This is a genomic window from Streptomyces sp. ME02-8801-2C (assembly GCF_033793965.1).
GTDB lineage: Bacteria > Actinomycetota > Actinomycetes > Streptomycetales > Streptomycetaceae > Streptomyces.
In genome coordinates, this window is the sequence record NZ_JARAXP010000010.1 from 163,684 (window position 1) to 176,496 (window position 12,813).

Here is a 12,813-nt window from a genome sequence, read left to right on the forward strand (position 1 = left end):
GGCATCCTCCCGGGTGCCCACGATTTCCGAGCGGCGCGGGCCCAGGACGCAGACGCCTCGCGCTCAATAATGTCCAACTCCAGTGGGACGAAAACAGTCGAAGTAGAGTTAGACGCATTCCGTCGTAGTCGATGTGTCCGCAAGATCGGCGCCGCCCTGGAGCGCCCGCGCAACGCCGTCGCACACCCTCTCGGAGTGCTGGAATCGACCGGCTACATCCGCCGGGAACAGGACATCCTCCGCTCCCGTCACCCCGTCATCACTCTGGCCGACCCGGTCATCCGCTTCAACCAGCTCGTCACCCTCCCGCAGGCCGCCGCCGTGGAGCAGGGTTTCGCCGGGCAGGTGTGGCAGCAGGCCGCCCCGACCTTCAACTCCAAGATCCTCGGCCCCCACTTCGAGGACCTGGCCCGCGGCTTCACCCGCCGCTACGGTCACGCCCTGCTGCCGGCCGGACTACCCGGTCCGGTCGGCACCACCGAGGTCGCCGACCGGACCGCCCGCACGAAGCACGAGGTCGACGTCATCGCCCTGGCCGCCGGCGAACGCCCGCAGGCTCCCCGCGCGAGGATCGCCCTGCTGGGAGAGGCCAAGACGACCGCCGCCCGCCGGGGGCCCGGCGATCTGGAGCGTCTGGAACACATCCGTGCCCTGCTCGCAGGCCAGGGGTACGACACCGCCACGACCGCCCTGGCCCTGTACTCCCTGCTCGGCTTCTACCCGGACCTGGTCGACCTAGCCGAACGCCGTGACGATGTCCTCCTGGTCGACCTGCCCACGCTTTACGGCAGTTGACGCCAGGAGCGGACGCCGTCAAATCTTGATCACGCGGGCACCCGTGCCGCAGAGCATGAGGAGGTCCTCGGGGTCCGAGGTCAGGACGGTCACCGGGGCAGGTGAGGCGAGGGCGGTGGCGGCGACGAGGGCGTCGAGGGCGTACTTGTGGCCGTGCAGTCCCGCCGCGGCGAGGAGTCTGCTCGCGTGACGGGCGATGGCTTCGGTGGGCGGGACGATGTTGACGCGGGAGACGGCGTAGTCGAAGCGGGCCTGGTTGGTCCTGGGGTCGCGGGCCTCGACGAGGGTGACGGAGCTGGTGACGACGCGGATGTCCTCGGCCTCGGCTGCGGCGAGCCACTCGGTGAGTTCGGGCGTGCGTCGTACGAGCTTGGACAGGCCCTCGCAGTCCAGGACGAGCGTGCCGCTCACGCGGCGTCCACCGAGCCGGCCGTGTCTCCGCGCAGCAGCGCCCGCTTGGCATCGACGGCGGCCTGGTCAACGGGCCCGTGTCCGGCCTCGGCGTCCTCGATCAGCTCACGCAGCCGGTCCCGTTCCAGCTGGCGCTGGATGAGGGCTTCGACGTAGGCGGACATGCCTCGTTTGCCGGTCCGCTCCTTGAGGGCGGCGATCGTGCCCTCGTGAAGGGAGACGGAGACCGGGCGGACGGGGCCTTCGCCGGGGGCGGGGGATTCGGAGGGGGGTGTACCCATGACGTCACTTTAACAAAAGATTTGTTATTTCTCCTGTCTCATCTCCTGCTGACCCGGCGTCTTCGGGCTCACCCGAACGCGAGCTTCCCCCGCCAGTTGCCGATCACGGTCGTGTACCCGCCGAGCCCCGAGGGGCCCCGGCATAGAGCCGGACGCTGCCGTCGCTCATGTGGGCCCAGATGTCGGGGACGCCGTTGGAGCGGCAACGCTGAAAACGCTCAGTCCCCCCTCCCCAGGGTGATCGCCTTGCCTCCCTGGAGCGGCGGCCGACGCGTCAGGACGTGAGGCGTGCGATGCCGCGCTCGACCGGGTCCGGGTTGCGGACCCCGGTGGCTTGCCTGACAATCGAGTCACCTCCATCGACAGATCCGTGTGATCAGCGCCGTCGGTCGCCAGTCAGAGTGTGCCGCCGGGCCCATGCGCCGATCGCGTCGGCGATTGCCTGGGGTTGGTCCTCGGGTGCGTGGTGGCCGGCCGGTCCGCAGTGCCGGATTTCCAGCGCGGCAATGTTCTCCGCGCACCATTCGGCCATCTCTTTGCCGACCAGCAAGGTGGGCGAGGAGTCGAAGGTGAGGAGCAATTTGGGGACCCTGCCGCTGCCGGCCAGCCATGTGACGTACTGCTCAACCCGTTCGGTGACATCGGTCGGCTGCCCGTCCAGCGGTAGTGAGCGTGCCCACTCCAGCACCGGGCGACGGCTTTCCCGAGTGGTGTAAGGCGCCCGGTAGACCTGCATGTCCGCCTCGCCGACCGGGTTCAGCACACCGCCGGTGAAGGCCGACTCCAGGAAGGCGTTGTGATCCAGTACTAGCGTTTCGCCCTTGGGGCCGCGCATGGCCTGGGCGCGCGAGCGCGGTCCGTCGCCCAGCTCGCTCCAGGACATCGGCCGAACGATGGTTTCGAAGAAGGCCATACCGCGGATCCGGTCAGGGTGGCGAGTCGCCCAGTCGAAGGCGAGTGCGCCGCCCCAGTCGTGGCCGACGAGCACCACCCCGTCCAGGCCCAGCCGGTCGAACCAGTCGTCCACGTAGCGTGCGTGGTCGGCGAACCGGTACGGCACGTCGGGTTTGCCGGAGCGGCCCATGCCGATCAGGTCCGGGGCGAGCAGCCGGGCGGGCAGGTCGATTTCGGGCAGCACCTTGCGCCACAGGTGGGATGAGCTGGGGTTGCCGTGCAGAAAGACGAAGGGGGTGCCGCTGCCGGCCTCCTCGTAGAACATCGTCGAGTCCAGCACGTGCGCCACCGGCATGACGGCCTCCAATTGGTTCGTCCCACTAACATTCCATCGCCGGGTACAGTATTTTGTTAGTGTGACTAACGCAAGGGATGCGGGTATGAGCAACTACGTGCCCGACACAGCTCGCTCGGCCGACAGGCAGGCAACTGCGGCACGGTTGCGGAATCTGCGGACCCGGCTCCTGTCGCTGGCCGCGATCCAGTCGGACCGTTTGGTGAACGAGAAGCTGGTGTGGGCGGACGCCCGCAAGTGGCATTACGCGGTACTCGCCACGCTGGACGAGTTCGGACCCGCAAGCCAGGCAGAGCTGGTCTCCCGCACCGGGATCTACCGCAGTGACATGGTCGCCGTCATCAACGAGTTGGTCGACCGCGAACAGGTGGAACGCGTGCCCAACCCCGCCGACCGCCGACAGAACGTCATTACCCTCGCCCGGCAGGGCCACCGGCAACTGCTGAAGCTCGACAAACTGCTGGCCCAGGCGGAGAGCGAGGTGCTCGCGCCACTCACGCCGCCGGAGCGCGAGCAGTTGGCCCGACTCCTCACTGTCCTCGTGCACCACCACGACCAGCACAGATGAACGAGCCACGCGCCCTCACCCGGATCGAAGACCATGACGAGTGGCAGGTCTTCGACCGCCGCGAGCTCTCCGAAGCATCCGGCACGGACCGAGCGGCCGTCGCCGGCAGGGAGTCACACCGGGTCCGGCAGGTCCATGAGCGCGAGTTCGGCCGGGTCGGTCACGGCGGTGATCTCGGTAATACGACCGGCGGCGACAGTGAAGGCGAGGAGGGAGAGCGGGGTGCCGTCCTCACTCCAGGAGATGACGCCGGGGAGACCGTTGACGGTCGCCGCATGCCCCCGTGCCGCCCCGGCGGCCACTCTTGCGCGGGTGGCGACTTCGGTGGCTCCGAGCGTGACGAACGTGCCGTTCGGCGTGTGGACGGTGAACTTCACCTCGGGGTGAAGAACCTCCAGCAGCTGCTCGAACTGCCCGGCGCCGGCCGCGGCCAGGAAGGCTTGGACCACCTCGCGCCGCTGCCGTCCGGTGCTCGTCGGCTGCTGGGCGTTCCGCACCTTCCGGCGGGCGCGGCTGGTGAGCATCTTGGTCGCGTCGGTGGACTTGCCGAGAATCGTGCCTATCTCCCCGTGAGGCACGGCGAACACGTCGTGCAGTACGAACGCCAGCCGCTCGTCCGGACGCAGCGAGTCGAGGACCGTCAGGAGCGCGAGGCCCACGGAATCCCCCAGCGCCACGAGCTCTTCCGGAGCGGGCGCATCAGCCAGTGTCACGGTGACTTCGGACAGCTGGTCGTCCAAGGAGATCTCCGGGCGGGTCCGGCCCGACCGGAGGACATCAAGGCTGATGCGGCCGACCACGGTGGTCAGCCAGCCGCCGAGGTTGTCGATGGTGCCGGTGTCCTGGCGGGAGAGACGCAGCCATGCCTCCTGGACCACGTCTTCCGCGTCGGCGTGTGATCCGAGCACGCGGTAGGCGACGCCTCGGAGCCGGTCGCGATGGGCCTCGAAGGCGCCGACGATCGGATCCGTGGGATGGGTGCCGGACATGTTGTTACCTCTCTCGAAGCTGCTCCGTCATAGGGGTGACGGGCACAAGCCCCGGAACGTAACCCGGATCAAGGAGCACTTTCACATGGAGAACCGGCTCAAGAACAAGAAAACGAACAACCCCGACCTGTGGACTGCGATCAGTCACCTCCACAAGGCGATCGCCGCCGGAGGCGTCGACCCGAAGCTGCTGACGCTGGTCCACCTGCGGGCGAGCCAGATCAACGGCTGCTCGGCGTGCGTCTACGCCAGTGTCACCGGAGGGAAGAAGGCCGGTGAGACCGATGAGCGGCTGCACAACGTGACGGCGTGGCGCGAAGCGCCGCTCTACACCGATGCGGAGCGCGCGGCACTGGCGCTGACCGAGGGCGCCACCCGGCTGCAGGACGGTGCGGAGGGCGTCACCGACGAGATCTGGGAAGAGGTCAACGCCCATTTCACCGAGGAACAGATCGGCGCGATCAACCTGGAGATCGCGCTGACCAACTTCTTCAACCGGATCAACCGCACCGTCAAGGAACCGGCCGGCCAGACCTGGGGCTGAGCCCAGCGTGGCTCCTACCCACTGACCGAGCAGTGGTGACCGAATCCGTCGGGGGATCGGGGCCCAGCTCCTCACCCCGGGGCCGTAGCCGGTTTGCCCTCGGGGTGCGCGGCCCGGGCACGGCCTCCCAAGCGGTCAGGTTCGAATGCAGCGGTCACGTCAGCAGCGTAGGACGGCCGCACGGCCTCGGTCGGTCCGATCGGCGGAGCTCGGCAAGCTGACGGACCTCGCCAAGTGCGTCAGCGCTGCCGGTACGGCGAGCGGCTCGGCGATCACCCTGAAGACCTGCACGTCGGACGCGACGACCCAGTCCTTCATGCTGAGTACCGACGGCACTTTCTGCAACGTCACCTCGTCCTCCTCGTGGACGAAGGAGGCCGCATGTACGGCGCCTACGACGCGTTCCTGGCCCCGTATGGCGAGAGCACGCAGGAGGCATTGGCACACATCGTCGATCGGGCCCCCGGTACGACCGGACTGACGGGCGACTGAACGGCACATAGGGCGGGCCTCCGGGCGACGGTCTCGGAGGCCCGCCTCGAAGTTTCTTGCAGGTGGCTGAATTCCGGTCAGGTGCGATCGTGGAGAGTGATCCGGTAACCGTCGGGGTCGGCGAAGGTGAAGGTGCGGCCGAAGGGGCCGTCGGTCGGTGCGGAGACGATGGTGTGACCGTCGGCTGCGAGAGCGTCGTGAATGGCCTGGACGTCTGTGGCGTGCAGCCAGATCGCGGCACCGATGCCCGGCTGCTCGACGGACGCGAGGTCGGTGCCGGGGACGATGTCGCGGAGTGCGAACGCGATCGGCTTCGTCTCGAAGACGACGGCGTGCGGAGGCCCGGCCGGTGAGCGGACGAGGCCGAGGTACTGCTCGTAGAACGCCTGCGAAGCGTCGAGGTCGCGCGCTTGGAGCGAGATGAAGTCGGGGCCGGTGGCGGGCATGGTGCTCCTCTGGTCGTGTCAGCTTCCTGACACGCACCAAGCTATGTCAGAATGCTGACATGAGTCAAAAGGGTGAGGGCATCGACCTGGAGACGTCACTGGGCTACCTGCTGAAAGAGGCGTCGAGCGCCCTTCGCGCGGCCATGGAGGAGGTGCTGCGGCCCCTCGGGATGACCGTGACGCACTACTCGTGCCTCGAACTGCTGGCTCAACGACCGGGTTTGTCGAACTCCGAGCTCGCGCGGGGCGCGTTCGTGACACGGCAGTCGATGAACGTGCTGCTCCAGAACCTGGAGCGAGAGGGGTATGTGACCAGGCCGGCGAAGGCACCCGTAGGGAAGGTGCTTCCCACACAGCTCACCCCTCGTGGCCGACAGAACCTCGAGAAGGCGAGCGCGGCGGTCCGGTCGGTCGAGGTCAGAATGCTGTCGGGCATGACGGAGGCCGAGCGCGCGGGCGCGTTCCGGATCATGAAGAGCATGATCCGCTCCCTGCGCGACGACAACGACGGCGCGTAGCCCGCGCGATTAGGGCCGGCGGGGCGTGGACCGGCTGAACGCCGTGGACTTGGCGCCGACCAGGAAGGCCTGCCAGCCGCCGGGGGCGAAGGTGAGTATCGGGCCGCCGGCCCGGTGCTTGCTGTCGCGTATGGCTTGGCCGCCGATGATGGTGGGGGCGACTTCGACGCAGTTGTTCTCCGCGCCGGAGTGCGACGACTTCCGGAAGGGGCCCACAACCTCGGTCACTGTGTCTTCCTAACTGCTCCGCAGTGCGCCCCGGATGAGCCTCGCACTCGCGTCCGGTGCCAGTGCTGACGATCGTAGTAGGTCGTACACATTGGCGTAAGCCGCGAGATCCTCCGCCCCTTCAAGGACCGACGCGCCCCGCAGGTTGTCCAACGTGACCGCTTCAACCGTCGGCTCCGGCTCAAAGCTGAAGGTGGAGAAGGCGGAGGTCGAAGTCGCCAGCACGCCGGCGCTGAACGGCAACACCTGCACGGTGACGTTCTTCCGCTTACCGATCTCGAGGACCGCGGCCAGTTGCTGCTGGTGGATCTCCGCACTCACCAACGGGTGCGCGATGACCGTCTCCCAGAGGATGGCGGTGTACGTCGACCCGCCCTCCTCGATCTTCGCCTGCCGCTCTTCGCGCACCTTCACCAGCTGGGCAACCCGCGCGGGAGCAATGTAGTTGGGGCTCGCCGAGATGATCGCTTCCGCGTAGGCAGGGGTTTGCAGGAGGCCGGGAACCAGGGACGGCTGCCACTCCCGGATATGTGTCGCATCGTCCTCCAGCGCGATGTGGTCGAGGTAGTCCGGCCGCAGATGGTCGGCGTGTTCGAGCCACCAGCCGCGCCGGTGCGACTGCTTGGCCAACCCCTCGAGCCTGTCGCGGACTTCCTCGTCGGTCACGCCGTAGGCATCGAGCAACAGCCTGACGTCGATGACGCGCGCACTCGTGTGGCCGCTCTCAATGCGGCTGATCCTGGCCTGACTTGTCGCAATCACCTCGGCCGCCTGCGGCTGGTCGAGTTTCGAGGCCTGCCGGTACTTCTTGAGCGCGGCGCCCAGACGCCTGCTGCGCACGGTCGGCCGTCCTCCTGCGGGCATGAATCCCCCTCTCCATCGACGGACACAGTGTCATATCGGGCAGCCCATCGCTTCTGATTCACACGATAGAGGTACACGACTGCATGTATTCAATAGATTGCATTGCGTTGGTTGTGAATGCCTGCCAGCCTCCTCGTCAAGCGCCGCCACTGTGCGCAATGTGACTGCCCGTCAGGGGGTACACCGCCATGCCCGAGCCCCGCCAAACCCCAACCCCAACCCCAACCACCACGACCTTCCGCATCCCCAAGCACCCCAGAAACGTCCCCGACGCCCGCGCCCAGGTCCGAAAAGCGCTCGCCGACTGGGGTCTGCCCGCCGAACTCGGCGACGACGTGGCCCTCGTGGCCACGGAGTTTCGTCACCAACTCCGTACGGCACTGCGAAGTGACCTTCGCTCTGATCGAGGTGGTGCTGACTCTCCGGGACGACAACCAGCTCCTGCTGGAGGTCTGCGACCCCGACAAGGAGAAGACCCCGAAACCCCGCCCCGCCGGTCAACAGGACGAGAACGGGCGCGGGTTGACCGTCATCGCGGCGCTGACCGGCCAATGGGGATACGACCTGCGCCGGTTCACCAAGTGCACCTGGGCCACCTTCCCGCTGCCGGAAGTCGCCCCCGCATGTTCAGGCTGACGGCCCGACTGGCCACCAGGCTCGCGGCCCTACTCCGCCCCCGCCGACCGGTCCCGCAGGCCCTGCCCGCACTCACCCGGCCACCGCGTACCCCGGACCCGTACGTCTGGACCCTGCCCAGCCCCCACCAAGCCCGTTGGCGCCGCTGGCACCGCCACCGGCATACACCGCACGCCGGCGGCCTGCCGCTCCTGCCCGACGAGGACTGCGGGCGGCAGCCGCCCGAACGGATTCCGCCCCGCCCTGTGTACCGGGTTCCGTACGACGAGGTCGTGCGCCTTCAGGCAGGGTGCCTGGTCCTTCAGGGCCGGGGTGAATGCCCGCTCCCGCGTAGCGGGGCGGGGGTAGCCGGATCGCCGTCAGGGCGATCCGGCGTCTCGGAGGACTCGACCGCTTGGCGCAGGTACCACAGCATTTGCCCGTGGGCGGAGCGCCCGTCGCGCTGAGCCGCTGCCTTGACGGCCGCGTGGAGGTCATCGGGGAGTCGGAGATTGAAATTCACCATGCACCCAGAGTAGACCGAATCGGGTTTGACTATGAACCCAAAGTGCACCCACAATGGGTGCATGAGTCGTTTCCGGATGTACCCGACGCGTGAGCAGGAGCAGCAGATGCTGTCGCACTGCGCGCACGCCCGGTTCGTCTGGAACCTGGCTGTCGAGCAGCACTCGCACTGGCGCAAGGGCCGCAAGTCCGCGCCCGGCTTCGCCGAGCAGTGCCGCCAGCTCACCGATGCTCGGCGCGACAGCACATGGCTGGCCGCCGGGAACGCCGACGTTCAGCAGCAGGCACTGAAGGACTTCGCCAAAGCCAAGAATGCCAAGTTCACCGCCGGGTTCGGTGAGCCGACCTGGCGTAAGAAGTACCGGCACGAGGGCTTCCGGGTGATCGGGACCGACCGCGTGCCGGAGTTCGAAGCGGACGGCACGCCGAAGCTGAACGCGAAGACCGGCAAGCAGGTCATGGGCCGCTCCGTCGTGGTACAGAAACTCAACCGGCGGTGGGCGCAGGTCAAGGTGCCCGGCTGCGGCTGGGTCCGCTTCCGCCTCACCCGCACCGAGCTCCCGTCGGCAAAGACGTTCCGTGTCACCCTCAGGAACGGCCAGTGGTATGTGGCGTTCGCCGTAATCCCCGACCCGGTCAACGCGCCGGGTACGGGTGAGGTCATCGGCATCGACCGAGGCGTGAAGATCACGGCCGCACTGTCGGACGGTCGCACCCTCAACTGCCCCCAGCTCACGGTCAAAGAGCGCGCACAGATCCGCAAGCATCAGCGCCGGGCGGCACGGGCCCCGAAGGGAAGTGACCGAAAGACGGCCGAGTATGCGAAGGTCGCCCGGCTCAAGGCCCGCGAAGCCGACCGGCGCAAGGACTGGTGCGAGAAGACCTCAACCATGCTCGCCCGGACATACGACCTGGTGCGGTTCGAGAAGCTGAACATCAAGACGATGACCGCCAAGGCCAAGGCGAAGCCGGCCTCGGACCCCGACCGGCCTGGCCAGTACCTCAAGAACGGCCGCGCGGCCAAGGCCGGGCTGAACCGGAGCATCCTCGCTCAGGGCTGGGGGCTGCTGCGGCAGCGCACCGAACACAAGGCCCCCGGCCGGGTCGAAGACGTACCCGCTCCCTACACGAGTCTGCGATGCAGCGCCTGCGGATGGATCGACAAGAACTCGCGCAAGAGCCAAGCCGAGTTCGTCTGCTCCTCCTGCGGCTTCACCTGCAACGCGGACACCAACGCGAGTATCAACGTCGCGGCAGGACAGGGCGGGATTCCCCGCCCCCGGCGAACAGCCGGTGCCGGAGGGACGACACCGCCCACACAGCGGTCGAGCGTCCGTGAACCTCAACCCAAATGGGCTGGAATCCCCCTCTAAAAGACCCCGTTGGGGATGAGAGATCCCCAACGGGGTCTTTTAGAGGGGGAGGATGTCAACTGGATCTCGCCGACGATGTGGGCGTTGAAGTCGTCCAGTTCCTCGGCCGGACCCCAGAGCTCGAGGATCGTTCGTCCACCGGCCTGCTGCACGGGATAGCGGCGCAGGAACGCCGAGTCGACCTCGAATCGCGTGACGAACCCGGCACCGTCGTGCTTCACGTTCCAGTCGCGGGCGATCTGGATCGCGTACTCCTCGTCGAGGACCGGGTAGAAGATCGGCTGCTCGGGAAGCCGAGGGGGCCACGCCCGCCAGTGCAGATCGCGGACGAGGTCCAGCTCCTTGGGGCCGGTGGGGCGCCAAAGGGTCGTCGTTGCCTGCTGGTTGGTCATGCGCGGACGCTACTGAAGTGGAGAACCCGGCGGCCAACGGTTTCCGTCCGGTCTCCCGGTTGCCCGGCCGTCGATTCCGCCGACGAGCTTCAAGGGCCAAAAATGGTCACATCGATCATTTCTGGACTGTATTTGTAGATTTGATGCCCGCATGTGAAGGAAGTATGTAGTTTCTCGATTGGTCGTGGTGGCCCGGTATGTCACCCGGCCAGGCAAGGTCATTCACTGGGGGAGCGGGCGTGTCCTGGCGGACTCCGTGTGCGGAATGGCGCTGCGGGGTCCGGAGGATGGGAGGCGGCCCGCCATAGGGGAAAAGGGGAAGCTCTTGCCCGACATCGATCTCGGACTCGCGACGGACTGGGACGAAGGCGACACCCGCGGGCGCGTCAAGCTGCGGCAGAACCAGGTCTACCCGACCTCGCCGAAGAAGGACGTGCTCATCAGTTCGCCGGTGAGCATCGAGCTGTCCGTGAACACGAACTTCTCCACCAGCCAGGAGGCGGACAAGATCTACTTCACGACGCACCACGGCACCCAGAAGAAAATCATCGGGATTCTCGACTCCAACGGAGACCTGTACATCGCCGGCCGGGTGATCCCGGACCAGAAGAACCTGACGTACTGAGCCACGCGGCCGACGGCGACGCCGTCCCCGGCGGGCGTCGGCCGATCTGAACAGCGCCGAAGCGTTCATTCTTCAGAAGCGGGCCCGCGTGTCATCACGCGGGCCCGCACCGGTGCCAGATCTACGACTTGGCGCAAAGCCTCCGGCCTCGTTCGGGGACCTGTCGCAGGCCGGCATCGATTCCCGGCAGTGATACTCCCGAAAGACGGAGGTCACGTCGTGAGTGAATGGGAGGCATGCTCTTCGACTTCACGCACGACCACGACGGTGAACGGCTCAGTGGTGTGTACGGCGGTGATCCATCCGGGGTCACCGCCGTGGTGATGCACGGCGCGGGCAACAGCAGCATGGAGCGACTGCTCCCGCTGGTACAGGAGTTCGTGGCCTGCGGCTGCCGAGGGGTCGCCTTCGACTTCTCCGGACACGGTGAAAGCACCGGAAAACTCAGTGAGTTGAGCCTGCGGCGACGGTTCGAGCAGGCCGTCGCGGTGATCGACGCGTATTGCGGGGCGGAGGGGCCGCTGGTCCTGGTGGGCTTCAGCATGAGCGGGCAGACGGTGGCGGATCTCGTCGCCCACTACGGGGATCGGGTGGCGGCGCTGGGGCTGTGCGCGCCCGCCGTGTATACCGCCGCGGCTTGGGATGTGCCCTTCGAGGAAGGAAACGGGCGGTTCAGCGGGACCATCCGGCAGCAGGACAGCTGGCGGGAGGCGCCCGCGCTTCAGGTGCTGCGGGCGTACGAGGGCCGGGCGGTGCTCGCCGTGCCGGGCGCGGACGCGGTGATCCCGGCCGCGGTGACCGAAGCCGTACAGGACGCGCTGGCCATGCGCGCCCAGTACACGCGGTTCGACCTTCCGGACGCACAGCACCAGCTGGGGATGTGGTTCCGCGATCACGGCGACGACCGGCGGGAGTTCGTCGAGGCGGTGCTGACCGGCCTCGACGACCATGGCTGGTCAGCTACACATGCGTGGGTTGCCAAGCAGCTCGGCAACGGCCGCAAGGTCACCAACTTGCGCCTCCTGTCCGGTGGTTGGAGCTCCCAGATGCGCCGACTCACGCTCGACGACGGCACTGCCCTGGTGCAACGGACCTTCGTGAAGCCGTTCTTCCGCCACCACGGGCCCGGACTGCTGGCCCGCGAGGCATCCGTCCTGGCGCTGCTCGCCGGGCAGGAGAGCATCCCGGCGCCCGATTTCGTCGCCGTGGACGCCACGGCCGAACACTGCGACCACCCGACCCTGTTGATGTCCGCGCTGCCCGGTCGCCTCCGCCTGGACGAGGACGACCTCGACCGGCGCCTGGACCTGCTCGCGGCCCAGCTCGTCAGCGTCCACAGCGTCGTACCGGACGACAGACCGCGCACGTACCAGGCGTGGACGTCCGCAGAGCGCGTCCGTACCCCGGACGGCCCCCTGTGGGAGCGGGCCGTCGACGTGATCCGCCGCGACCCGCCGCCGTATGACGGCTGCTTCCTGCACCGTGACTTCCACCCTGGAAACGTGCTCTTCACGGGAGCCGGGCCCAAACTGCGGATCACCGGTGTCGTGGACTGGGTCGAGACCTCGTGGGGCCCCGCCGACCTGGACGTGGCACACTGCTCGACCACGCTCGCGCTGCTGCACGGGCCGGCCTACGGGCTGGACTTCCGCGAGCGGTACGAGGCACACGGAGGCCGCGGCCTCGCCGACGACCCCGACCACCTGTACTGGCGGCTGCTCGACGCCCTGCATTACTGCCCCGACGCGGCGAAGCCGGCCGGGCCGTGGCGTGAACTGGGGCGGGACGATCTGACGTCCGAGGTGCTGGGAGAACGGCTGGAGGCGTACGTGGACGGACTGCTGCGGCGATACGGCTGACCGATGTGGATCAACTCCCGTGTCGAGACTGGAGACGCG

The 12,813-nt window shown here is 67.7% G+C and carries 16 protein-coding genes and 1 pseudogene; 8 read left to right on the plus strand and 9 right to left on the minus strand.

The window, feature by feature from the left end; translation table 11 throughout:
• Positions 1–141: 141 nt before the first annotated feature.
• Positions 142–795 (plus strand): annotated as a pseudogene (locus PV396_RS30500) (ATP-binding protein); the annotation flags it as partial.
• 18 nt (positions 796–813) lie between these two features.
• Here PV396_RS30500 and PV396_RS30505 read toward each other — a convergent pair.
• From PV396_RS30505 to PV396_RS30515, 3 genes are all read right to left on the minus strand, one after another.
• Positions 814–1,206, minus strand: a complete 393-nt coding sequence (locus PV396_RS30505) for a type II toxin-antitoxin system VapC family toxin (RefSeq protein ID WP_319210148.1) — start codon at positions 1,204–1,206, stop codon at positions 814–816.
• Positions 1,203–1,487: a hypothetical protein gene (locus PV396_RS30510; RefSeq protein ID WP_319210150.1), complete on the minus strand. Its 285-nt coding sequence runs from the start codon at positions 1,485–1,487 to the stop codon at positions 1,203–1,205. The genes PV396_RS30505 and PV396_RS30510 overlap by 4 nt, the downstream gene beginning before the upstream one ends.
• 376 nt (positions 1,488–1,863) lie before the next feature.
• Entirely contained in the window at positions 1,864–2,736 is an 873-nt protein-coding gene (locus PV396_RS30515; RefSeq protein ID WP_319210152.1) for a haloalkane dehalogenase, read from the minus strand.
• An 85-nt stretch (positions 2,737–2,821) separates the two neighbouring features.
• Between PV396_RS30515 and PV396_RS30520 the strand changes: the two genes are divergently transcribed.
• On the plus strand, positions 2,822–3,304 hold the full coding sequence (locus tag PV396_RS30520) for a MarR family winged helix-turn-helix transcriptional regulator (protein ID WP_319210154.1): 483 nt from the start codon (positions 2,822–2,824) through the stop codon (positions 3,302–3,304).
• Positions 3,305–3,417: 113 nt separating this feature from the next.
• Here PV396_RS30520 and PV396_RS30525 read toward each other — a convergent pair whose 3' ends face one another.
• Positions 3,418–4,293 (minus strand): sigma-70 family RNA polymerase sigma factor, encoded by an 876-nt coding sequence (locus tag PV396_RS30525; protein WP_319210156.1) that lies wholly within the window; start codon positions 4,291–4,293, stop codon positions 3,418–3,420.
• A gap of 85 nt (positions 4,294–4,378) precedes the next feature.
• Between PV396_RS30525 and PV396_RS30530 the strand changes: the two genes are divergently transcribed.
• Positions 4,379–4,837, plus strand: a complete 459-nt coding sequence (locus tag PV396_RS30530) for a carboxymuconolactone decarboxylase family protein (RefSeq protein WP_319210158.1) — start codon at positions 4,379–4,381, stop codon at positions 4,835–4,837.
• Positions 4,838–4,996: 159 nt separating this feature from the next.
• On the opposite strand, the gene PV396_RS30535 is transcribed toward PV396_RS30530, so the two are convergent.
• Both PV396_RS30535 and PV396_RS30540 read right to left on the minus strand, forming a co-directional pair.
• Complete coding sequence (locus tag PV396_RS30535; protein WP_319210160.1) at positions 4,997–5,188, minus strand: hypothetical protein; 192 nt, start codon at positions 5,186–5,188, stop codon at positions 4,997–4,999.
• 218 nt (positions 5,189–5,406) lie between these two features.
• Positions 5,407–5,775, minus strand: a complete 369-nt coding sequence (locus tag PV396_RS30540) for a VOC family protein (RefSeq protein WP_319210162.1) — start codon at positions 5,773–5,775, stop codon at positions 5,407–5,409.
• A 59-nt stretch (positions 5,776–5,834) separates the two neighbouring features.
• Here PV396_RS30540 and PV396_RS30545 point away from each other — a divergent pair, with 59 nt between their 5' ends.
• Positions 5,835–6,293 carry a MarR family winged helix-turn-helix transcriptional regulator gene (locus PV396_RS30545; RefSeq protein WP_319210164.1) on the plus strand — a complete coding sequence of 153 codons (459 nt, stop codon included), beginning with the start codon at positions 5,835–5,837 and terminating at the stop codon, positions 6,291–6,293.
• A 9-nt stretch (positions 6,294–6,302) separates the two neighbouring features.
• Here the strand turns inward: PV396_RS30545 and PV396_RS30550 are convergent, their stop codons facing one another.
• Positions 6,303–6,521 (minus strand): DUF397 domain-containing protein, encoded by a 219-nt coding sequence (locus PV396_RS30550; RefSeq protein ID WP_319210166.1) that lies wholly within the window; start codon positions 6,519–6,521, stop codon positions 6,303–6,305.
• Between the two features lie 9 nt (positions 6,522–6,530).
• On the minus strand, positions 6,531–7,385 hold the full coding sequence (locus PV396_RS30555) for a helix-turn-helix transcriptional regulator (protein WP_319210168.1): 855 nt from the start codon (positions 7,383–7,385) through the stop codon (positions 6,531–6,533).
• Positions 7,386–7,772: 387 nt separating this feature from the next.
• Here PV396_RS30555 and PV396_RS30560 point away from each other — a divergent pair, with 387 nt between their 5' ends.
• Both PV396_RS30560 and PV396_RS30565 read left to right on the plus strand, forming a co-directional pair.
• Positions 7,773–8,021, plus strand: a complete 249-nt coding sequence (locus PV396_RS30560; protein WP_319210170.1) for an ATP-binding protein — start codon at positions 7,773–7,775, stop codon at positions 8,019–8,021.
• A 566-nt stretch (positions 8,022–8,587) separates the two neighbouring features.
• Positions 8,588–9,898: a transposase gene (locus PV396_RS30565; RefSeq protein WP_319210172.1), complete on the plus strand. Its 1,311-nt coding sequence runs from the start codon at positions 8,588–8,590 to the stop codon at positions 9,896–9,898.
• Here PV396_RS30565 and PV396_RS30570 read toward each other — a convergent pair.
• Positions 9,895–10,290, minus strand: coding sequence for a hypothetical protein (locus PV396_RS30570; protein WP_319210174.1), 396 nt, complete (start codon positions 10,288–10,290; stop codon positions 9,895–9,897). The two genes, PV396_RS30565 and PV396_RS30570, sit on opposite strands and share 4 nt — an antisense overlap.
• A 325-nt stretch (positions 10,291–10,615) precedes the next feature.
• Here PV396_RS30570 and PV396_RS30575 point away from each other — a divergent pair, with 325 nt between their 5' ends.
• Positions 10,616–10,915: a DUF6342 family protein gene (locus PV396_RS30575; RefSeq protein WP_319210176.1), complete on the plus strand. Its 300-nt coding sequence runs from the start codon at positions 10,616–10,618 to the stop codon at positions 10,913–10,915.
• Positions 10,916–11,151: 236 nt separating this feature from the next.
• Entirely contained in the window at positions 11,152–12,774 is a 1,623-nt protein-coding gene (locus PV396_RS30580) for an alpha/beta fold hydrolase (RefSeq protein WP_319210178.1), read from the plus strand.
• Positions 12,775–12,813 lie beyond the last annotated feature (39 nt).